The organism is Gulosibacter massiliensis (genome assembly GCF_900626105.1).
Taxonomy (GTDB): Bacteria; Actinomycetota; Actinomycetes; order Actinomycetales; family Microbacteriaceae; genus Gulosibacter; species Gulosibacter sediminis.
Genome location: NZ_UYZX01000001.1, coordinates 1261046 through 1281213 on the forward strand (window position 1 = coordinate 1261046; position 20168 = coordinate 1281213).

The window sequence follows — 20168 nt, forward strand, 5'->3', positions numbered from 1 at the left end:
CGTTAGCTGATGAATTGTACGCCGCCCGTACTACATTGCCGAGGTTCTGCCATCGGTCGCGGTAAATTGGCGGCAGGAGGCATGATGAGCAACAAGACCTGTCCCGTGTGTGGGGCCACCATCGTCGCGGGCCAGCGTTTTTGCGGCGAGTGTGGCAGCCGATTGGCGACCACGCAGGAGTCGGCGCAAGCCGGCGACGCGGCCGAGCGCAATTCAGTGATGCACCGACCGGGCGGCGGATCGCCAGACCCGTTCGCGGTCGGCTCGGCCGACGCAGGGTTCGGCGAAGACGATGACTTCTTTAGCCAGTTCGTGCCGAAGTCGAGCGCGCAGCAATCGCAGGATGCGCCCGCGCAGCCCGCGGCGCCCGAAGAGTTGCGGTCGCGGCGCTCGCGGCGTCGCTTCAACCCGAACGTCTACGAGACCGGGCCGGTCGAAGATGTCGCGGCAGGCGACACCGGGCAGGTGCCGCCGATGTTCCCGCGGCACGTCGCTGAGGAGACCTCGCAGCCATCGGCTCCACCCGAGACCGCCGCACCCCAGCAGTCGGCGCCTGCGGCCTCGCCGTTCGAGGAGTCGGGCGAGCCCATCGAGCCGAAGACGCGCCAGATGTCGCTCGACGACATCCAGCACGCGCTGAGCGCTCATGAGACGGTCGAGCAAAGCGCCGCCAGCCAGCACGAGGATGCGCGTGAGCAGGAAGAGCGCGCCCGCACCGCCGAGACCTGGCAGGTAGACCCGGACCGCCGGCGCGTCGCCGACGAGGCGACCTTCACGCAGCTCATCGAGGGTCTGCCCGACGACCCCGCCGACCACCCGATCTCCTCGCCGAAGTACGTGCAGGACGATGTGCAGGGCGACGTGCAGCAGGACGCCGGGCAGCAGGAGCTGCCGCAGTTCCCGGCGCCCCAGCAGGCGCAGTCATCGCAGCAGGCCCCAGCGCCGGCCCCGACGCAGGCAGAGAGCCGGGCCGAGTCGGCCTTTGCGCCCCTGCCGCAAGCCGAGGTCGACCCGCAGCAGCGCGAACAGCAGGAGCGCGCGAACGCGTTCTTCACGGATGCGCCCACCGAGCGCGCGCAGGCGGAGCAAGCTCAGCGGGCGCAGGCCGAAGCGCAGGCCGCCGCCGAACGTGAGCAGGCAGACCGCGCACGAGCCGAGCAGGCTCAGGCCGAACAAGAACAGGCCGAACAAGCGGTGCAGCAGCAGGCCGCGGCCGGCTCCTCGATGCCGACGCTGCCGCCACTCGCGCAACAAAACCAGCAGCAGGGCTGGGCGCAGCCACAGCCGCCACAGCAGCAGTCCTCCTCGCAGCCGCAGGACCCGCAGGACCGCGAACTCAACTTCGACAGCCTCATGTCGGAGTTCGACGACTCCGAGCAGCAGTCCGAGCGTAACCAGCAGGCCTCGCCGGCGTCGACACGCGACTGGCGCGCATCCGAACGCCGAGCAGCCGAAAGCGCAACCGCGGTCGGCGCAGGCACGGCCATCAACGTGGGCGGTGGCACTGGTGGCCCAGGCGGCCCGACCGGCCCAGGCGGTTCCGGTCCGCGGGGCCCCAAGAACGGCGACCCGAAGTACACCCCGCAGGAAGTGCAGCGTCGCCGCAAAGGCGTCATGACGATCCTCATCGCTGCGGCTGCGGCCGTTGTGCTCATCATCGGCGCTTTCGGCATTAGTGCACTCTTCGGCAGCGGTCAGAGTGACCCGGCGGCCGAGGGAGAGCAGTCACAGACCTCGGCCGGCACCGAGTCGACCGCGCCGACCGTCGGGGGCAACCTCGGCGACGGCGGACCGACCGAAACCGAAACCCAGACGGCCGAGCCGACGCAAGAGCCGTTCGATCCGGTTACGTTCCAGTCGGGCTCGGGCAACATTCGCTGCCAGATCACGCAGGAGACCGGTGTCGCCTGCCAGCTCACTGCGACGAACTTCGCCGCCCCCGCCGAGATGTGCCAGAACGGCCTCTACGCCGGTGCATCCGCTGGCGTCACGACCGACGGCGCGACCTACCCGTGCCTGACCAGCGGCTTCGGCGGCGGCCAGGCGCTCGCCTACGACACCCCGATCACCGCGGGCCCGTACACCTGCTCGATCAACTACTCGACCGGTGTGAACTGCGACAACGGTGACGGCGACGGCTTCTCGATGGAGTACTCCGCCGGCATCACGATCAACGGCGACATGGCCGCCGAGCCGCAGCCCGAGGTGGCGCCGGTCGGCTAGTTCCGCCCACCGGCGCCCTCGGCGCTACTGCATCGCCGCGTCGACGATCTGCTTCGCCTCAGCCTGCACCTGTGCGAGGTGCTCCGGGCCCTTGAACGACTCGGCGTAGATCTTGTAGACGTCCTCGGTGCCGCTCGGGCGAGCCGCGAACCAGGCGTTCTCGGTGACGACCTTGAGGCCGCCGATGGCCGCGCCGTTGCCGGGTGCCTCAGTGAGGCGGGCGACGATCGGCTCGCCCGCGAGCTCGGTTGCGGTTACCGCGTCGCCCGAGAGTGCCTTGAGCTTTGCCTTCTGCGCGGGCGTGGCCGGCGCATCCACTCGCTGGTAGGCAGGGTCGCCAAACTTCGCGACCAGGTCTTGGTAGTAGTGCGAGGGCGAACGGCCCGTCACGGCGATGATCTCGGCCGCGAGCAGGGCGAGCAGGATGCCGTCCTTGTCGGTCGTCCACGTCGTACCTTCGAAGGTGAGGAACGACGCGCCCGCCGACTCCTCGCCGCCAAACACGACGCTGCCGTCGCTCAGGCCGGGCACGAACCACTTGAAGCCCACCGGCACCTCGTCGAGCTTGCGGCCGAGGCTCGCGACGACGCGGTCGATCATCGAACTCGACACGAGCGTCTTGCCGATGCCCGCATCCGCCGACCAGCCGGGGCGGTGCGTCGCGAGGTAGTCGATCGCCACTGCGAGGTAGTGGTTCGGGTTCATGAGGCCGTGCGCCGGGGTGACGATGCCGTGACGGTCGGCGTCGGCGTCGTTGCCGGTAAGGATGTCGTAGTCCTGGCGGTGCGCGAGCACCGAGGCCATCGCCGAGGGGCTCGAGGGATCCATGCGGATCTTGCCGTCCCAGTCGAGCGTCATGAACGGCCAGCGCGGGTCGACGTTCGGGTTCACGACGGTGAGGTCAATGCCGTAGGTGTCGGCGATCGCCTGCCAGTACTCGACGCTCGAGCCGCCGAGCGGATCGGCGCCGATGCGCACGCCCGCGCGCTGGATCGCCTCGAAGTCGATCACCTTCGCGAGGTCGTTCACGTACTCGGTGCGGAAGTCGTAGCGGCCGATCTTGCCGTCGGAGTTCGTGCGCTCGACGCCCTCGTTGCCGCCCGCGATGAGGTCGTTCGCGCGGTTTTCGATCCACTTTGTCGCGTCGGTGTCGGCGGGGCCGCCGTGGGGCGGGTTGTACTTGAAGCCGCCGTCCTGCGGCGGGTTGTGGCTCGGGGTGATGATGATGCCGTCGGCCTGGGCGGATGCGTGGGCCGGGTCGGCGTTGTACGCCACGATCGCGCGTGAGAGCGACGGGGTCGGCACCCACGAGTTATTCGAGTCGGCGAGCACGTTGACGCCGTGCGCCGCGAGCACGTCGAGTGCCGTCTCTTCGGCTGGCGCGCTCAGCGCGTGTGTGTCGCGGCCGATGAAGAGGGGCCCGGTGACGCCCTGCTCGGTGCGATACTCGACGATCGCCTGCGTGATGGCGAGGATGTGCGTCTCGTTGAACGACGACGTCAGGCTCGAGCCGCGGTGCCCCGAGGTGCCGAAGGCGACGCGCTGCGTCGGTTCGTCGACGTTCGGAACATTGCGGTAGTAGGCGCCGATGAGGTCATCAACGTCGATGAGGTCTTCGGGAAGTGCAACTGTGCCGGCTCGTTCATGCATGGGTTCATCCTGACAGTATTTGGTTGCAATAGGCTCGACATATGAGCGCATCCGACACCATTTCGTACCTGGGGCCGGCGGGCACCTTCACCGAGATGGCGCTCCGCCTCGCCCCCGAGGCCGAAGGCAAGGTGTGGAAGCCCGTGGCCAATGTGCTCGAGGCACTCATGGATGTGCAGACGGGCACCTCGTTTGCCGCGATGATCGCCATTGAGAACTCGATCGAGGGCGGCGTGACGGCGTCGCAGGATGCCCTCGCGACGATGGAAGGTCTGCGTATTGTGGGCGAGTACGTCGTGCCGGTGCGCTTCTCGCTCGCCGTGCGCCCGGGCGTGACGCTCGACGACGTCCACACCGTCGCCGCGCATCCGGTCGCCTACGGCCAGTGCCGCCGCTGGCTGCACCGCACCCTGCCGGGGCACGGCCATGTCGCCGCCTCGAGCAATATCGCGAGCGCCGAGGTGCTGCTCGACCGCCCCGACCTCATCGACGCCGCGGTGACGCCGGTGAACATCCGCGAGCGCTTCGATCTCGAGGTGCTCGCCGACGACATCCAAGACAACGCGCAGGCCCGCACCCGGTTCGCGCTCGTGACGACGCGCACGGACGTGCCGGCGCGCACCGGCCGCGACAAGACTTCACTCATCGTCGAGTTGCCCGAGGAACGCCCGGGCGGGCTCATGACGATGCTCGAGCAGTTCGCGACCCGCGGCATCAACCTTTCGATGATCACCTCGCGGCCGATTCCCGAGCAGCCGGGCCGCTACCGCTTCGTTGTCGACCTCGACGGACACCTCCACGACGCGCGGGTGGCGGATGCGCTGCTCGGCCTGCGCCGTTACAGCCCGTCGGTCAAGTTCCTCGGCTCGTACCCGCGCGCGGCCGCGTCGAGCGTCGACGAAGACCCGGCCGCGAGCGACGCGAACTACGCCGAAGCGCAGCGCTGGTTCGACACGCTCGACAGCGCCCGCTAGCGCGCCGCGGCGCCGCTTAGTGGCGCGCTGACGTACAAGTGGCGCGATCTTGACAGCGCCCCTTATCGCTCACGGCGCCCCTTATCGCTCACGGCGCCCCTTGTCGCGGGTCGCGCCGCTTCCGTGCTGTTTGTCGTTAGCTGCCGCGCTTAGTGGCGCGCTGCCGTACAAAGGGCGCGATCCTGACAGCGCCCCTTGTCGCTGGTCGCGCCACTTCCGCGCTGCTCGTCTTTGGCGCTGTCGTTGGGTGGCGCGTTGGCGTACAAGTGGCGCGTTCCTGACGGCGCCTTTTGGTGCTGACAGCGCCCCTTGTCGCTCGTGGCGCCTCTTGTCGCTCACGGCGCCTCTTGTCGCGGCTGGCGCCGCTTGTCGCGGCTGGCGCCGCTTCCGTGCTGTTTGTTGTTGGCTGCCGTGCATAGTGGCGCGCTGACGTACGAGTGGCGCGTACCGGACGGGCCTCTAATCGCTGGTCGCGCCTATGGCCGCTCACAGCGCTCCTTGTCGTTGGTGGCGCCGCATCCGCACTGTTTGTCGTTCGGTGTGCCGTTGGTGGCGCGTCTGCGTGAAAGTGGTGCGATGATGACAGCGTCACTTGTCGCTGGTCGCGCCACTTCTGCGCGGCTCGTCGTTGGCTGCCGCGCTTAGTGGCGCGTTGGCGTACAAGTGGCGTGCTCCTGTCAGCGCCTCTTGCCGTCGACAGCGCCGCTGGTCGCTGGTCGCGCGACTGGCTCAGAACGCGGCCGGGGCCGATGCGTTCAGCCCGAGTAGCGTCTCCCAATCGCGAGGTTGGTCGGGGCTGACCGCCCGCTGGTGCACGCCCCCACGGGGCGCCGGCAGTGCGGATGCGCGCTCGATCGCCTCGCGTACTTGGCGCGTCAGCTCGTCGGGCTGGTGCAGCAGCGACCAGTCCCACCGCACGATCGTCCATCCGAGCGCACGGAGCTTATTTTCGCGCCGCTTTTCTTCCATCACGACATCTGCAGCAGTCTTCCCAACGGGAACGAGAGCGCCGTACTTCACCTTGCCGTCGAACTCGCCGATGACGCCGGCCGGATGCGCGAAGTCGACTCGCGCGATGAACTTCCCCTGCTCGTTCGTGATCGTCGCCTGCACGTGCGGAAATTCGACGCCGCGCGCAAGCAACAGCCCGCGGCTGATCGACTCGCCAATGCTCTCTGAGCGCCCCGAGGCGTGGGCCGCGACCCAAACGAGACGATGTCGATGCTGCGGTACGCGCGGATCGAGTGTGAAGCCGGGATCGCGCCGGGTGGCCGCATCAACGAGCGCGAGCAGTTGCGGCGGGGAGACGCGACCCGCGAGGTCAGTGATCGTGCGCGCGACGCTGGTGCACCGGACGCCGAACTGCTCGACCACCTCATCGTCGCGCAACGGGGCGCGGCGCACTCGGTGCCAGGCGTTCGCGCGCCCGTGCCAGGCCCGGGTGAGGAGCACCGGATGTTCGAGGTGCTTCTCCAGTAGTGGCAAGTCGTGGAGCACAGCGGCGGCCTCGCCGCTGACGACACTCGATGGATTCGCCCGGCCGACCGCGATCGCGCGCGCCGCCGCGATCGCGAGCGGGTCAACGGTGTTCTCAAGTTCAGATTCATCGAGGAGCAGGTAGCCCCCAAGGCCGACCTTGATGGCGTGGCCGCTGCGGTGCTGGCGACGGATGTGCGCCCCGCGCGCGGCGGCGTCATAGCTATCGGTGGTAGTGAACTCGAGTCTCATGACCGGCAGTACAGCGTGCAGCGTTTCGTCATGCCCGAGAGCGGCGCCCAAACTGTGGACAACTCTGGGCTGTGGATAACTCGGGGGCGTGGATGCGCGCATTCGCACCTTGCCTCGGCTTGCGCCCGTGGGTTGCGAGTGGCGCGGTGAGCGATGAGTGGCGCGATTGTGAGGTGGCCAGTTGTCGCTGAGCGCGCCACAAGTGACGCCCCGCATGGCGCGGCCGTACTGAAAGGCGGGCCGTCCGCGAACGCGACCCGGTCGCTACCGCGTGACCGGCACGCGGGCGACAAGTGCACCCTCGAGCGTGTGGGCGCGCAGTGCAATGACCTCACCCTCGGTGTCGCCGTCGAGCTCGAAGTTCTGCGGGCCGCCGTCGAGGCGCAGCAGAATCTCCTCGCCCTGGAAGTAGTTGACCGCGCCATGCGCTGGCAGCTTCACCCTCGGTAGGTTGCGGGCGATCACCCCAGCCGCGACCATCGACCAGCCGAGCGGGCCGCGCGGACGCATGATCACCATGTCGATGAGACCGTCGTCGATGTCGGCGTCGGGCAGCAGGTTAAGGCCGCCGGGCAAGCTGCCCGAGTTGCCGATCATGATGCTCGAGGCGCGTGTGCCCCACGTGCGGCCACCGGCGATCTTGAAGCGCGCGCTGAACGCGCCCGAGCCGATCAGCCAGCGCGCGATGCCGCCGCAGTAGGCGAGCCAGCCGATCTTCGCCTTGAGCTCTTCGTCGGTGTGCTCGATCATGCCCGCGTCGATGCCGACGCCCGCGATGATGCCGAAGCGGAAGCGCTCGTGCTCGCCGTCGGGGCGCTCGACGTCGACCTCACCGAGGTCGATGCGGCGCTCGCAGTTGCCGAACGCGACCTCGAGCGCATCCTCGAGGTCGAAGATGCGGTTGAACCGGTCGACGAGGCCGAGGTTGCGCGCGAGCAGGTTGCCGGTGCCGGCGGGGATGATGCCGATCGGCACATCCGAGTGCGCGAGCGCGTCGGCGACGAGGCGCACGGTGCCGTCGCCGCCCGCGGCGATGACGACGTCGACGCCGGCATCGATCGCCTCGAGCGTCTGCTCGGTGCCGGGGGAGTCGGCCGTCGTCTCGAGGATGAGCGTGTCGGCATAGCCGTGTGCGCGCTCCATCGCGGGGAGCAGGCGTCGCAACTGCGCCATATCGATCTTCACGGGGTTCGCGACAATCGCGGCACGCTTCGCTGTCATGGCACTAATGCTAGGCGGCAATCGTCGCCGCTCGGCATCAGTTTCCCGAGGTCGATAGCATGGCAGGGTGATCGATGTTCAGCTCCTGAGAGAGTCCCCCGACGTAGTCAAGCGTTCGCAAGCGGCCCGCGGCAACGACCCGGCCACCGTTGACGAGGCGATCGCGGCGGACTCGTCGCGACGCGAGGCCCTCCAGCGCTACGAGTCGCTGCGCGCCGAACAGAACGCGCGCTCGAAGGAAATCGGCAAGGCATCGAAGGAGGAGCGCCCCGCGCTGCTCGCCGCCGTGCAGGAGCTCGCAGCGCAGGTCAAGGACGCGCAGGCGAGCGCCAACGAGGCCGAGACTGCGTTCGCGGATGCGGTGGGCAAGATCGAGAACATCGTGCTCGACGAGGTGCCCGCCGGCGGCGAGGACGACTACGTCGTGCTGCGCACCGAGGGCGTGAAGCCCGAGTTCGACTTCGCCCCGCGCGACCACCTCGAGATCGGTGAGCTGCTCGGCGCGATAGACATGCAGCGAGGCGCAAAGGTATCGGGCGCCCGCTTCGACTACCTGCGTGGCATCGGCGCGCGGCTCGAACTCGCCGTAATGCAACTCGGCCTCAACAAGGCGATCGAGAACGGCTTCATCATGCTGACGCCGCCCACCCTTGTGAAGCCCGAGATCATGCGCGGCACCGGCTTCCTGGGCGAGCACGCTGACGAGATCTACTACCTGCCGGCCGACGATCTCTACCTCACCGGCACGAGCGAGGTCGCGCTCGCGGGCTACCACGCCGACGAGATCATCGACGTCGCTGAGCCCCTGCGTTACGTCGGTTGGTCGACTTGCTACCGCCGGGAGGCCGGCTCGGCGGGCAAGGACACCCGCGGCATCATCCGCGTGCACCAGTTCAACAAGGTCGAGATGTTCGTCTACACGACCCCCGAGGATGCGCAGGCCGAACACCAGCGCATGCTCGGCTGGCAGGAAGAGATGATGCAGGCCCTCGGCCTGCACTACCGCGTCATCGACACCGCGGCCGGCGACCTCGGCTCTTCGGCCGCGCGCAAGTACGACGTTGAGGCCTGGGTGCCGACGCAGGACGCGTACCGCGAGCTCACGTCGACGTCGAACTGCACCACGTACCAGACGCGACGCCTCGGCATCCGCACCCGCGGCGACGACGGCAAGACCCAGCCGGTCGCGACGCTGAACGGCACGATCGCCACCACTCGCTGGCTCGTCGCGATTCTCGAGACTCACCAGCGTGCCGACGGTTCGGTGCTCGTGCCCGAGGCGCTGCGCCCGTACCTCGGCGGCCTCGAGGTGCTGGAGCCGATCGCATGACCGAGCAGCTGCTGATTGCCCTCGACATCGACGGCACGATCCTCGATGTCGACGGCGAGATTCCCGACGCAACCCGACAGCAGGTCAAGCGGCTGCGCGCCGAGGGCCACGAGGTGATGCTCGCCACGGGGCGGTCAGCGGCCGACATGCTGCCGGTGCGCGAACGCCTTTCGCTCGACTCGCGTTACCTCGTCGCGGCGAACGGGGCAATGGTGCTCGAGCGCGCCGAGGGCGTCTCGGCCCCGGCGAACAGCGACTACTCGGCTACGTGGGTCGAGACGTTCGACCCGACGGATGCGCTCATCCGCCTGCGGCCCGTGCTGCGCAATGCGCGCTTCGCGGTCGAGGGGCCGGATGGCGTCTATCGTTACTCGGGTCAGTTCCCTGATGGCAGCTTCGAGGCGCAGGGCACCGAGGTGAAGTTTGAGGATCTGCTCGGGCAGCCCGTGACGCGGCTCGTCGTGGTCTCGCCGGACCACTCGGTCGAGGAATTCGTTGCCGAGGTCAAGGGTTCGGGCCTGCATCAGGTGACCTACTCGGTGGGCTGGTCGGCGTGGCTCGACATCGCGCCCGAGGGCGTGAACAAGGCGACCGCGCTCGAGAAGGTGCGCACGAACCTCGGCATCTCCGGGCGCAACGTCGTCGTCGCCGGCGACGGCTTCAACGACATCCAGATGCTCGAGTGGGCGAAGGAAATTGGCGGGCGGAGTTTCGCCATGGGAAACGCGCCGCAACAGGTGATTGACGCCGCGAGTGACCTGACGACGGACTTTTATCACGACGGTCTTGCACTTGCCCTCGCGAAGGTCGGCTACGATATGTCGCAGCCCGACTGATTCGTTATCGAATTGTTGTCGGTTTGGAGGGCTGTCCGAGCGGCCTAAGGAGCTGGTCTTGAAAACCAGTGGGCAGCAATGTCCCGTGGGTTCGAATCCCACGCCCTCCGCGCATCCGTTGTCCCCCTCTCTGGAGTCCGTGCTTGGCAAACCACACTTCCCCCCGCGCCGCCGCCCCGAGCGGCACACAGGCGCGGCACGGGCGACTCGCCGTGACCAGCACGTGGGGCACCGTGGGCAAGGGCGTCGGCATGGTTGTCGCCGTGCTGCTCGTGTCGCTCATCACCTTCGGCACGATCGTCTACTGGAACCTGCTCGGCAACGTCAGCACGTTTGAGCTCGAAGACAACTCCGACCCGAGCATCGACACGTTCGAGGGTGGCGTGAACATCCTGCTCGTCGGCAGCGACACGCGAGTCGGCCAGGGCGAGGAGTTCGGCGAGGGCTCGCCCGACGCCGACGGCACGCTCAACGACGTGAACATGATCTTCCACCTCTCGGAGGACCACTCGCACGCCTCGGTCGTGTCGATTCCGCGTGACACCCTCGTCGATACGCCGACGTGCACGAACGACGACGGCGAGCAGGTGTCCGAGCGCTACGGCGTCATGATGAACTCGATTCTCGACGAAGGCGGCATGGGCTGCATCGTCGCGACGGTCGAGGAGATGAGCGGCCTCGACATTCAGTACGCCGCAATGATCACCTTCCGCGGCGTCATCGAGATGTCGAATGCGGTCGGCGGTGTCGACGTCTGCGTCGAGCAGCCGATCGAGGACACCTACGTTGGCCTCAGTCTTGACGCCGGCACCCACTCGCTCAAGGGTGAGGAGGCGCTGAAGTTCCTCCGCACCCGCCACGGCGTGGGCGACGGTTCCGACCTCGCGCGCATCACGAACCAGCAGGTGTTCCTCTCGTCGCTGTTCCGCACCGTGAAGAGCAACGAGACGCTGACGAACCCCACGAAGCTCTACGGCATCGCTCGAGCGGCGACGCAGAACATGACGCTGTCGAGCAATATGAACAACATCGACACGCTCGTGAGCCTGGCCTCGGCCCTCGCGCAAGTGCCGAATGATGCGATGGCGTTCGTGAGATTGCCGGTGGCCGACTCCGTCTACTCGCCTGGGCGGGTCGAACCAACCGCCGATGCGGATGTCATGTGGCAGCTGTTGCGTGATGATCAACCGTTGATTCAGAGCGCGAGCCCCGACGCGACGACCGGCACGGGCGACTCCGGCGGCACCGACTCGGCTGGTGCCGACAGCACCGATAGCGGCGACACCGGCGATGCCACGAGCACCGCCAGCCCGGACGCAACGACGGACAGCACGGTTGGACCCACCACCGAGCCAGCGCCGAGCGTCGATTTCGACGGCCAGACCGCCGATCAGGAGACCTGCTCGAACACCGAGACCCTGTTCTAGGCGATGCTGGCGGCCGATTTTCCAGGCCGCCGACATCGTGTAGTCTTGGTCAGTCTGGACACGTCGCATAGTCAGGCCGAGTGCACCACCCTGCTAAGGTGGAGTCCCTCAATAGGGGGACCGAGGGTTCAAATCCCTCCGTGTCCGCATTAGAGAATTTCTCTGAAATTCTCTCGATCTTCAAGTCGCAGCTCATCGCGCTCCTTGTGCATGGCTGAGTGGCGGGCGAGAGCTTCGCGGTCGAAGCCACGCGCGCTACCGCGTCACCAGCTTCGCCGAAGGCGCGAGGCTACTGACCGCCATCGCCGACGCAGCGGAAGCTCGTAGTTCGGGTTGGTCTTGTCGCGCGCGTCGAGCGAAGTGGATTCAGTCAACAGTGATTCTCCTCAGGCCTGTGGGCCCGCGAAGGCGAAGCGATGCAACAGGATCTACCAGGTCGAGGTCGCCCGCGCCGTGCACTTGCACGCCATGCTCTCCTTTGTGCTGTTCGTCGTCGTGCACGTCACGCTGGTGTTCACCACGGGGGCGCTGCCCATCCTCAACCGCATGTGCGCGGGGGAGGAGGCGGCTACGTTCCCAGCGCGAGTGACGCGGCGATCGCGAACATCGTCAGCGCGATCACGATGTCGAGGATGCGCCAGGCGCGGGGTTTGCGGAAGATCGGGCGCAGCCAGCGCGCGCCGTAGCCGATCCCGAAGAACCATGCGAAGCTGCCGAGGACGGCGCCCGCGCCGAAGCTCCAGCGGGCCTCGTGATACGAGTTCGCGACCGAGCCCATGAGCATCACGGTGTCGAGGTAGACGTGCGGGTTGAGCCAGGTGATCGCCGCGATCGCGAGCATCGTCGCCCCGAGCGGCGCGCGAGCCTCCCCATCTGCCTCGGGCTCGAGCGACTCGGTACGAAACGCTCGGCGGAGCGCGAATGCGCCGTAGAACACGAGGAACACGACGCCGGCCCAGCGCATCACCGCGATGAGCCACGGCGCGAGCGCGATGAGCCCGTCGAGGCCGAAGATGCCGAGCGAGATGAGCGCCGCATCCGAGACCGCGCAGAACAGGGCGATCGCGAAGACGTGCTCGCGGCGGATGCCCTGGCGCAGCACGAAGGCGTTCTGGGCGCCGATGGCGATGATGAGCGAGAGGCCGAAGCCGAGGCCGGCGAGCGCGGCGCCAGGGGAGTAGATCACGCATTCCAGGGTAAAAACGGCCATGGCTAAGTCATAATCAACTTTCTTCAGTAGATTAAGCAAAGCTTATGGAACTCGATCTCGCCCGCCTTCGTGCCCTCGTTGCCGTCGTCGACCACGGCTCCTTCGACGCGGCCGCCGACGCGCTCCACGTCACCGCGTCGGCGGTGAGCCAGCGCATTCGTGCGCTCGAGCGTGACGTCGGGCGCGTGCTCGTCGTGCGTGCCCGGCCGGTGCGGGCGACCGAGCACGGCGCGGCCCTGCTGCGGCTAGCGCGCCAGCTCGAGCTGCTTTCGAGCGAGGCCGAGCAGGTGCTTCGCGACGATGCGACGGCGTCGCTACCCATCGCGGTGAACTCTGACTCGCTCATCACCTGGGTGCTGCCCGCGCTCGCCCCGCTCGCCGGCGAGATCCCGTTCGAGTTTCAGCGCGACGACCAGAGCCGCACGGCCGAACTGCTGCGCAACGGCACGGTCGTCGCGGCGATCAGCTCCGACCGCGAGACCGTGCAGGGCTGCGCCGTGCGCCCGCTCGGCGTGATGCGCTACCGGCCGGTCGCGACACCCACGTTTCGCGCGCGCTGGTTCGGCAAGGGTCGGCCGGGCTTCGCCGCCGCGCCGCTCATCGAGTACGACGAATCCGACTCGCTGCAGCGAGAGTTGCTCGCCCGCGTCGCGCCCGGGGCCGCGCCGCCGCGGCACCGCGTGCCCGGCTCGGGGGAGTTCGTGAAGGCCGTCGCGAACGGTTTCGGCTGGGGCATGGTGCCCGAGCTGCAGCTCGTCGACGCGGTCGAGCGCATCGGAGCGCTCCACATCGACGTGCCGCTATTCTGGCACAGCTGGTCGTTCGGTACGGCCACGCTCGAGCGTGTGACCGACGCGCTCTTCGCTGCGGCGGCCGCGAACCTACGGCCGGCCGAGCGCTAGGAGCGCGAGGCCCGTGGCTTGCGCGGCAGCACGATGATGCCGACGAGCATGCCCGAGCCAAACAACCCCGCGACGAGGTAGACGAGCGCATCCCAGCCCCACTGCTGGTAGAAGACGCCGCCCACGTAGCCGAACACGCTCGACCCGACGTAATAGAGCAGGTTGTAGAGGGCGGTCGACTGCGCGCGGCCCTCGGTCGGCCAGGCGCCGGCCCAGCCGGATGCGGTTGAGTGCGAGCCGAAGAATGCCGCGGTCATGAGCACGAGGCCGACGATGATCGCCCAGAGGTTCGGGATGAGCATGAGCAACAGCGAGGCGATGGCGACGAGGTCGCACACGATCATGACAAGCTTGCGGCCGTGCCACCCCGCGATGCGCCCCGCGAACGGCGACGATACCGAGCCCGCGAGGTAGGCGAGAAACACCATCGACGACACCCACACCGGTAGCAGGAACGGCGGCGCGCTGAGGTGAAAGCCGAGGTAGTTGTAGATCGCGACGAAGCCGCCCATGAGTAGGAATGGCTGCACGTAGAGCGACACGAGCACCGGGTCGTGCAGGTGGCGCCAGGCGTTGCGCAGCGTGGTCGCGACCGATTCGCCGATGCTGATCTGGCTCAGCGGTTGGAAGCCGCTCGGCCGCGGCGCGAGCAGAATGAAGAGCACGGATGCGATGGCCGAGAGAATCGCGACCGCGAGCACGCCGAACTGCCACGAGCCGGTCGCTTCGGCGAGCGGGCCTGAGATGATGCGCCCTGAGAGGCCGCCGATCGTGTTGCCGGCGATGAACGTGCCGACCGCGGCGGCCGCATCCTTCTTATGGACTTCTTCATTGAGGTACGCCATCGCGACGGCGGGGACGCCGCCGAGCGCGCAGCCCTCGAAGAAGCGCACGATGATCGCGAGCTCGAAGTTCGGCATCGCGAGCGTGACGAACGCAAGCAGCGTCGCCGCGACGATCGCGATCGACATGGCCCGCTTGCGCCCGATGCGGTCGGCGACGAGCGACCATGGCACCACTGCGAGGGCGAGCCCGAGCGTGCCCGCTGAGATCATGAGCGCCGACTCGGCCGTGCTGACGCCGAAGCCGTCGGCGATTTGCGGCAGCACGGCCTGCGGCGCGTAGAGCTGCGCGAACGTCGCGACACCCGCGATGAACATGGCGAGCTGGATGAGCGTGTAGCCGCCCGTCCCGCGGCGGTGTCCTATCCAGGTAGTGCCCGTTTCAGAGAAGCCCGCATGCCCAGTTGTCACCTCTCCAAGTTACTCTCTGGGGCGGATTTGAACTTCCGCCTGGGCGTTGCTAAGCTAGATCAGTCGCCAAGGCGACCTGCGCCTGTAGCTCAATGGATAGAGCATCTGACTACGGATCAGAAGGTTGGGGGTTCGAGTCCCTCCAGGCGCACTCTGTGTGGAGACAGAACTGGACGGCCCGCTTCGGCGGGCCGTTTTGCTTTGCCGAGAAGTCGAGGAAGTCGTCGAGGTCGCACGGACGGGCGTTGACGGTGGTCGGGTTGTCCCATCACGAACAACTCGGCGTTGCGCACCGCGTCGCCCCAGCGATCTCGCGACTGGTTCTCTGCGAACTGTCACGAGGTGTTGCCGCGGATGCGCTGGCGTCGGCCGTTGCTCCCACGCCTTGAGGTAGCGGACAAGGACCTCTTCGCGTGGCGCCATGCGAGCCACATTACATGGGCCGCGTATACACCGTGATAGTCGGGTAAATCCGCTTGATCTCGGTCAGGGGGGGGCTGAGATTGCGCTCGGAGAAGAGCACTGAGCGCGCCGAGGAGGTGCAGCCACCCGCCTCCCAGGAAATGCGAGAGCAGCACCCCCATGCTATGAAGAACGAGACGATCACCGAAGACCGATCAAGGACGTGCTCATGATTTCGCGTGCATCTTGGGTGGCTATGCTGCCATGCATCGCACTAACCTCTGTCCCCGTAAGTCTCCGGAGCCTGCGTTAGTGAGAATCTGTATCATCGGCCCAGCGCGGTTTCCGATTATCGAACCGTTCGCTGGCGGCCTTGAGGCCCACACACACATGCTCGTCACCAAACTCGCGGAGCGAGGGCACGAGGTCACGCTTTTCGCCGCGCGGGGTTCTGACCCGTCATTGAACGCATCGTTCTACGATGCGGTGGAGTTTGAACCGAGCACTGCGGCGCGCCAAGATGTAGGCGCCTCACCGAAGATGTGGATCCGTGAGCACCATGCCTACTTGTCGCTCATGATCGACCTTGCCGAGTCCGGCGCGAACCGATTCGACGTGGTGCTGAACGTGAGTATCCATCACTTGCCGATCGCGATGTCCAGGTTGCTCAGCATTCCCCTCGTGACGACGCTCCATACGCCACCCCTGGACTGGCTCGAGTCGGCGATGCGTGTTCGAGGGGCAAACACGACCTTTGTTACGGTGAGCAAGCATATGCAGCTTGCCTGGGCCGATCAGGTCGACTCAACGGTTGTGCTCAACGGAGTGGATACGGACGCGTGGCGGTTCGGCCCTGGTGGGGAACGAGCTATTTGGTTCGGGCGGATTGTTCCGGAGAAGGGCACTGCTGACGCGATCCGCGCCGCATTCGAAGCCGGAATGTCACTCGATATCGCCGGCCCCGTGCACGACAAGGGTTACTTCGAGGCCGAAGTCGAACCGTGGCTCGGCACCCAAGTCCGGTATCTCGGGCACCTGGACCACTCCACGCTCCGGGACGTGGTGAGGCACTCGAAGCTCGCGTTTGTAACGCCACGGTGGAACGAACCCTACGGGCTGGTGGCGGCAGAAGCTACCTCGAGCGGCACCCCGGTAGCAGGGTTCGAGCGAGGAGCTCTGCCCGAGGTTATCGGGGCGAGTTCTGGTCGTCTGGTGCAGGCAGAGCAACCGCACGCACTCGCGCAGGCAGCGGCCGAGGCTGCTGCACTGCCTCGGGACGAGGTCCGCGCGCATGCCGTCGCGCACTGTTCGCTGGAGCGAATGGTCACGGGGTATGAACGGGTCCTCGACGCGGCCGTCAGTTCGGGCAAGCGCAGAACTCCTGCACTGTGATCGGTTATTACGTTCACCATCACGGGCGCGGCCATCTTCGGCGGGCGTGCGCGATCGCCGCCAGGCTCGGCGTTCCAATCACCGGCATCTCGTCGCTGGCTCGGCCCGAGGGATGGCCGGGCCAGTGGCTCCAACTCGAGCGCGACGACGTCAGCGGTCACGGACGCAGCGAAACGGCTGATGGACGTCTGCATTGGGCGCCGAAACACGACGCGGGTTTACGGCATCGAATGGCGAAGATCGCCGCCTGGATCGACAGGACTGCACCGGATGCGATGGTGGTCGACGTTTCGGTAGAGGTGGCCTTGTTCGCGCGCCTCCACGGCGTACCGGTCGTCAGCATCGCCTTGCCAGGTGTGCGGTCAGATCATGCGCACCGCCTCGGTTTCGATGTCTCGGATGCCATCATCGGCGCGTGGCCCGAGTGGGCGATGGGGATGCTCCGCGTCGACACGGCAGACACTCCCGGCGCGGGACCGGTTGCTCAGCCTCTGGCAGGGAAACTCTTTGCCGTGGGTGCGATCTCCGTCCAGGCGAACAGTCCCGGACGCACCCCGGCGTCGATACATCGAGTAGTCGTCCTGGGTGGTGGTGGCGGTGGCGGCATGCGTGAACCCGAAATCCGCGCCGCTCGCGCGCAGACACCCGGTGTGGAGTGGATCGAGGTGGGCACGAGTGCCGACAACTGGTCGCCTAACCCGGCGGATTGGCTTAGACGCGCGTCGATGGTGGTGAGCCATGCGGGCCAGGGTGCGGTCGCAGACATTGCTGCTGTCGGAGTTCCCGCCTTAGTAGTTCCGCAGGAACGCCCCTTCCGCGAACAAATCATGACGGCGCACACGCTTTCGCGGGCTGACGGACTCCCGGTAATGGTGGCGAACAGCTTCGCACGTAACGACTGGGCCCACTTACTTGAGCGGGCTGGACAGCTTGACGGCAGAAACTGGAAGTCGTGGAACGATGGCTACGGTGCGGATCGGGCCGCCGCGGTCATCCGGGATATCGCGGGGAAGTCATGATGCGCACGGCAGTTATCACGATCGCACATGGGCGACATGCGCACCTTCGCGCTCAGCAGGAGGGGCTCGCCCTCTCCGCGCAGGCGCCGGACGACTACATCATCGTCGCGATGGACGATCCTGAGATTCGTGCCATGGCCCCGCCATTCGCGACGGTCGTCGACGTTCCGAGCACGCCGCTCGGACTGCCTCTGTCGCGAGCTAGGAATCTTGGTGCGGCGGCGGCGATCGCGGCAGGAGCGGAACTGCTCATATTTCTCGACGTGGATTGCATCCCGGGGCAGTCGCTCGTTGGCGGGTACGCTGACGCCGCCGGTCAGCTGGCCCTGCATCGGAGCCTGCTCAGCGGCCCGGTAACGTATCTCGACCCGCATGGCGTGGATGGTTACCCCATCGGCACGATCGGTGAGTTGGATGCGCCACATCCAGCTCGCCCGGCACCGGCGCCGGGCGAGGTGGCGCGTGCCGAGTCCCCGGACTTGTTCTGGTCGCTTTCGTTCGCGCTCTCGGTGGAAACCTGGGGCACCATTGGCGGATTCTGCGAAGAGTATTCGGGCTACGGGGGCGAGGACACCGACTTCGGATACATGGCGGCGAGTTGCGGCATCGATCTCGTGTGGGTTGGTGCGGCGCGCGCGTACCACCAGTGGCACGAGACGAGTACGCCCCCCACGCAACACCTCGATGACATCGTCCGCAATGCGAACGTATTCTTCACGCGTTGGCAGACGTGGCCGATGCGAGGCTGGCTCGACGAGTTCCGCGCGCGAGGCCTTGTCACCGGCGGTGTCGGCACAGAGCCTGCGCGGCGTCGCTGGCCGCGGGAATGATCGAAGAGCGAGGCACGTACCGCGCATCGGTGACGGCTGCCCGCGGCGCCTACGTCATGTGGAAGTGTTCACGAGCCGTCGGTACAGGTCCGCATGCTCGCGCGAGATCTCCTCACGCTGTGCCCGGCGAAACGACGCGCTCGGTACAGAGGAGGGAGGTGCGCTAATTGCCGCCAGCACGGCCGCCTGGAGCGAATCCGCATCGAACCCGCTCTCATCGTGCTGGTATGAGATCACCGGTGCCTGGTCCGTGTAGTACCCGCAGGTTGGCGCGATGACGGTGGTGCCCACGTCGCGGCACGCTTCCAACCAACCAGAATGCGTACCGAATCGGTACGGAAGCACCGAGGCGTCAAGGCTTGTCAGGTAGCGCCACAACTCCGCATCCGAGAAATAATCGTGAACGCGCAAATCGATCCAGCCCGATTTTGCCTGTTCCTCCAGCCAACTGCCGAGTACGGGGTCTCGTCTCGCGCCGTCTCGATCGAGCACGTCGCGGTGGCCGTTCACTTGAATCACGATACCGTCATGGCGCTGCCGCAAGTCAACAAGCGCGCGAATGACCGGCAGTGGATCCATACTGGCGCGCAGGCTCTTGATGTGAACGCCGATGCGGAATGCGCTTCGCCGCGAGCGGTGCTGTCGTTGGTATCTTGGTATCGAGTCGAGGGGGACGACGTGCGGATGGGGCAGTACCCTCGCGGTTCTTCGCCATCTCCGCGAAATCTCGTCTGCCGCGCCGTCGGTGAGTGTGATGAGTTCATCGGCCGCGTTCATCAGCACGGTGATCTGTGCATCGTGCAGTTCGTCGATTTCGTGATGCGGATTGCGAAGATCATGCACCGTGTAGACCAGAGGTTTCCCGGCCGCCCGCAGGGCGGCAACCAATGCTTCGAGTTGTTCGGGGGTACGTGCGTCGAAGCCGAAGTGAATATGGAAAATGTCGAACTCGCCGCGGTGATGCCCAACCCATTCGGGGTCGAGCATCACCGGCGGCCACCACCGCGCAGCAGCCCCGGCCCCCGAGCCCGCCGGTGTCGGGTCCTCAAGCCGAAGCACCCTTGCCTCCCGAACTGGATGTACCGGTTGGAGGTGCTGAACGTAGACGTGGTTGGCGGGCACGCTCGCCACACGGATCGGAGGGTGAGGTGTCAACGGCATTCCCTTCACAATCGCGTGTGGCGCCAGCAGCTAGTGTGTTCGGTTCGGTCGTGTGGTTACTTTGACGGTGTGCGATTCTCCGCGCTCACCATCCAGGCGAGTTGCTCGAAGCGTTGGATGATCGCGTGCAGCAGGTCGGCGCTCGTCGGATCTTGTTCGTCGACGTTGTCGTGCACGTCCCGAAGCGTGCCGACTGTGGTTTCGAGTCGCTCGGTGATGAGGTCGATTGTGTCCGCGGTGTCGACTTCGCCCGCGGGGAACTCGGGCAGCGTCGTGTTCTTGGCCACCGTGCCGCTGCGTCCGTCCGGAATGGCATGGAGCGCGCGCATGCGTTCGGCGACCTCATCGCTAAACTCACGCGCGCTCTGGACAATCTCGTCCAGTTGGCGGTGGAGATCACGGAAGTTCTTGCCGACAACATTCCAGTGCGCCTGCTTGCCCTGTAGATGAAGTTCGATGAGGTCAACGTGTACTCGTTGGAGGTCGTCGGTGAGTGATGCCGATGCCTTGAATCCGCCCTCCGCATTCTGCCTGGTGCTACGGCGGGCGCTGGTCTTCGTGGATGTGCTCTTTGTTGCCATGAGATCTCCGTTCGTCTGTACGCAAGGCC

At 66.7% G+C, this 20168-nt stretch carries 16 protein-coding genes and 3 tRNA genes; 12 read left to right on the forward strand and 7 right to left on the reverse strand.

All coding sequences use genetic code 11. From position 1 onward, the window contains the following. Positions 1-162: 162 nt before the first annotated feature. Entirely contained in the window at positions 163-2223 is a 2061-nt protein-coding gene (locus tag EJL01_RS06130) for a hypothetical protein (RefSeq protein WP_125106701.1), read from the forward strand. 24 nt (positions 2224-2247) lie between these two features. Here the strand turns inward: EJL01_RS06130 and pgm are convergent, their stop codons facing one another. Then, a complete protein-coding gene (gene pgm, locus EJL01_RS06135) occupies positions 2248-3873 on the reverse strand; it encodes a phosphoglucomutase (alpha-D-glucose-1,6-bisphosphate-dependent) (protein WP_125106702.1) in 1626 nt (541 codons plus the stop codon). 41 nt (positions 3874-3914) lie between these two features. Here pgm and pheA point away from each other — a divergent pair, with 41 nt between their 5' ends. After that, positions 3915-4847, forward strand: a complete 933-nt coding sequence (gene pheA / locus EJL01_RS06140; RefSeq protein WP_125106703.1) for a prephenate dehydratase — start codon at positions 3915-3917, stop codon at positions 4845-4847. 729 nt (positions 4848-5576) lie between these two features. On the opposite strand, the gene EJL01_RS06145 is transcribed toward pheA, so the two are convergent. Together EJL01_RS06145 and EJL01_RS06150 are read right to left on the reverse strand one after the other, a co-directional pair. Beyond that, the gene (locus tag EJL01_RS06145; RefSeq protein ID WP_125106704.1) at positions 5577-6575 is read right to left on the reverse strand and encodes a PDDEXK family nuclease; all 999 of its coding nucleotides are present in this window, start codon (positions 6573-6575) and stop codon (positions 5577-5579) included. A gap of 264 nt (positions 6576-6839) precedes the next feature. Next, on the reverse strand, positions 6840-7796 hold the full coding sequence (locus tag EJL01_RS06150) for a diacylglycerol/lipid kinase family protein (protein WP_125106705.1): 957 nt from the start codon (positions 7794-7796) through the stop codon (positions 6840-6842). Positions 7797-7863: 67 nt separating this feature from the next. Between EJL01_RS06150 and serS the strand changes: the two genes are divergently transcribed. From serS to EJL01_RS06175, 5 genes are all read left to right on the forward strand, one after another. After that, complete coding sequence (serS, locus tag EJL01_RS06155) at positions 7864-9126, forward strand: serine--tRNA ligase (protein WP_125106706.1); 1263 nt, start codon at positions 7864-7866, stop codon at positions 9124-9126. Beyond that, positions 9123-9962 (forward strand): Cof-type HAD-IIB family hydrolase, encoded by an 840-nt coding sequence (locus EJL01_RS06160; RefSeq protein WP_125106707.1) that lies wholly within the window; start codon positions 9123-9125, stop codon positions 9960-9962. Before serS ends, EJL01_RS06160 begins: the two co-directional genes overlap by 4 nt. Positions 9963-9987: 25 nt before the next feature. Beyond that, positions 9988-10072 (forward strand) — tRNA-Ser (locus tag EJL01_RS06165). A 33-nt stretch (positions 10073-10105) separates the two neighbouring features. After that, a complete protein-coding gene (locus EJL01_RS06170) occupies positions 10106-11389 on the forward strand; it encodes an LCP family protein (RefSeq protein WP_125106708.1) in 1284 nt (427 codons plus the stop codon). Positions 11390-11445: 56 nt separating this feature from the next. Beyond that, positions 11446-11536: transfer RNA gene (locus tag EJL01_RS06175), tRNA-Ser, on the forward strand. Positions 11537-11957: 421 nt separating this feature from the next. On the opposite strand, the gene EJL01_RS06180 is transcribed toward EJL01_RS06175, so the two are convergent. Further along, positions 11958-12599, reverse strand: coding sequence for a LysE/ArgO family amino acid transporter (locus EJL01_RS06180; protein ID WP_125106709.1), 642 nt, complete (start codon positions 12597-12599; stop codon positions 11958-11960). A gap of 44 nt (positions 12600-12643) precedes the next feature. Between EJL01_RS06180 and EJL01_RS06185 the strand changes: the two genes are divergently transcribed. Continuing rightward, a complete protein-coding gene (locus EJL01_RS06185; RefSeq protein WP_125106710.1) occupies positions 12644-13501 on the forward strand; it encodes an ArgP/LysG family DNA-binding transcriptional regulator in 858 nt (285 codons plus the stop codon). Here EJL01_RS06185 and EJL01_RS06190 read toward each other — a convergent pair. Further along, on the reverse strand, positions 13498-14754 hold the full coding sequence (locus EJL01_RS06190; protein ID WP_125106711.1) for an MFS transporter: 1257 nt from the start codon (positions 14752-14754) through the stop codon (positions 13498-13500). The genes EJL01_RS06185 and EJL01_RS06190 overlap by 4 nt on opposite strands. A 78-nt stretch (positions 14755-14832) precedes the next feature. Between EJL01_RS06190 and EJL01_RS06195 the strand changes: the two genes are divergently transcribed. The 4 genes from EJL01_RS06195 to EJL01_RS06210 all read left to right on the forward strand — a co-directional run bounded on the left by EJL01_RS06195 (position 14833) and on the right by EJL01_RS06210 (position 18397). After that, a tRNA-Arg gene (locus EJL01_RS06195) sits at positions 14833-14905 on the forward strand. Positions 14906-15420: 515 nt separating this feature from the next. Further along, entirely contained in the window at positions 15421-16548 is a 1128-nt protein-coding gene (locus EJL01_RS06200; protein ID WP_125106712.1) for a glycosyltransferase, read from the forward strand. After that, complete coding sequence (locus tag EJL01_RS06205; RefSeq protein ID WP_125106713.1) at positions 16545-17567, forward strand: glycosyltransferase; 1023 nt, start codon at positions 16545-16547, stop codon at positions 17565-17567. Before EJL01_RS06200 ends, EJL01_RS06205 begins: the two co-directional genes overlap by 4 nt. Then, complete coding sequence (locus EJL01_RS06210) at positions 17564-18397, forward strand: glycosyltransferase family 2 protein (protein WP_241209126.1); 834 nt, start codon at positions 17564-17566, stop codon at positions 18395-18397. Before EJL01_RS06205 ends, EJL01_RS06210 begins: the two co-directional genes overlap by 4 nt. A 54-nt stretch (positions 18398-18451) precedes the next feature. Here the strand turns inward: EJL01_RS06210 and EJL01_RS06215 are convergent, their stop codons facing one another. Both EJL01_RS06215 and EJL01_RS06220 read right to left on the reverse strand, forming a co-directional pair. Beyond that, on the reverse strand, positions 18452-19384 hold the full coding sequence (locus EJL01_RS06215; protein ID WP_241209127.1) for a glycosyltransferase family protein: 933 nt from the start codon (positions 19382-19384) through the stop codon (positions 18452-18454). Positions 19385-19614: 230 nt separating this feature from the next. After that, a complete protein-coding gene (locus EJL01_RS06220; protein WP_125106714.1) occupies positions 19615-20139 on the reverse strand; it encodes a Dps family protein in 525 nt (174 codons plus the stop codon). Positions 20140-20168: the final 29 nt, after the last annotated feature.

What these genes read in the sequence shown, in the direction of transcription:
- pgm (WP_125106702.1), bottom strand. Translation starts at nt 3,873, where the DNA reads ATGCATGAACGAGCCGGCACAGTTGCACTTCCCGAAGACCTCATCGAC.
- pheA (WP_125106703.1), top strand. Translation starts at nt 3,915, where the DNA reads ATGAGCGCATCCGACACCATTTCGTACCTGGGGCCGGCGGGCACCTTC.
- EJL01_RS06145 (WP_125106704.1), bottom strand. Translation starts at nt 6,575, where the DNA reads ATGAGACTCGAGTTCACTACCACCGATAGCTATGACGCCGCCGCGCGC.
- EJL01_RS06150 (WP_125106705.1), bottom strand. Translation starts at nt 7,796, where the DNA reads ATGACAGCGAAGCGTGCCGCGATTGTCGCGAACCCCGTGAAGATCGAT.
- EJL01_RS06160 (WP_125106707.1), top strand. Translation starts at nt 9,123, where the DNA reads ATGACCGAGCAGCTGCTGATTGCCCTCGACATCGACGGCACGATCCTC.
- EJL01_RS06180 (WP_125106709.1), bottom strand. Translation starts at nt 12,599, where the DNA reads ATGGCCGTTTTTACCCTGGAATGCGTGATCTACTCCCCTGGCGCCGCG.
- EJL01_RS06185 (WP_125106710.1), top strand. Translation starts at nt 12,644, where the DNA reads ATGGAACTCGATCTCGCCCGCCTTCGTGCCCTCGTTGCCGTCGTCGAC.
- EJL01_RS06200 (WP_125106712.1), top strand. Translation starts at nt 15,421, where the DNA reads ATGCATCGCACTAACCTCTGTCCCCGTAAGTCTCCGGAGCCTGCGTTA.
- EJL01_RS06210 (WP_241209126.1), top strand. Translation starts at nt 17,564, where the DNA reads ATGATGCGCACGGCAGTTATCACGATCGCACATGGGCGACATGCGCAC.
- EJL01_RS06215 (WP_241209127.1), bottom strand. Translation starts at nt 19,384, where the DNA reads ATGCTCGACCCCGAATGGGTTGGGCATCACCGCGGCGAGTTCGACATT.
- EJL01_RS06220 (WP_125106714.1), bottom strand. Translation starts at nt 20,139, where the DNA reads ATGGCAACAAAGAGCACATCCACGAAGACCAGCGCCCGCCGTAGCACC.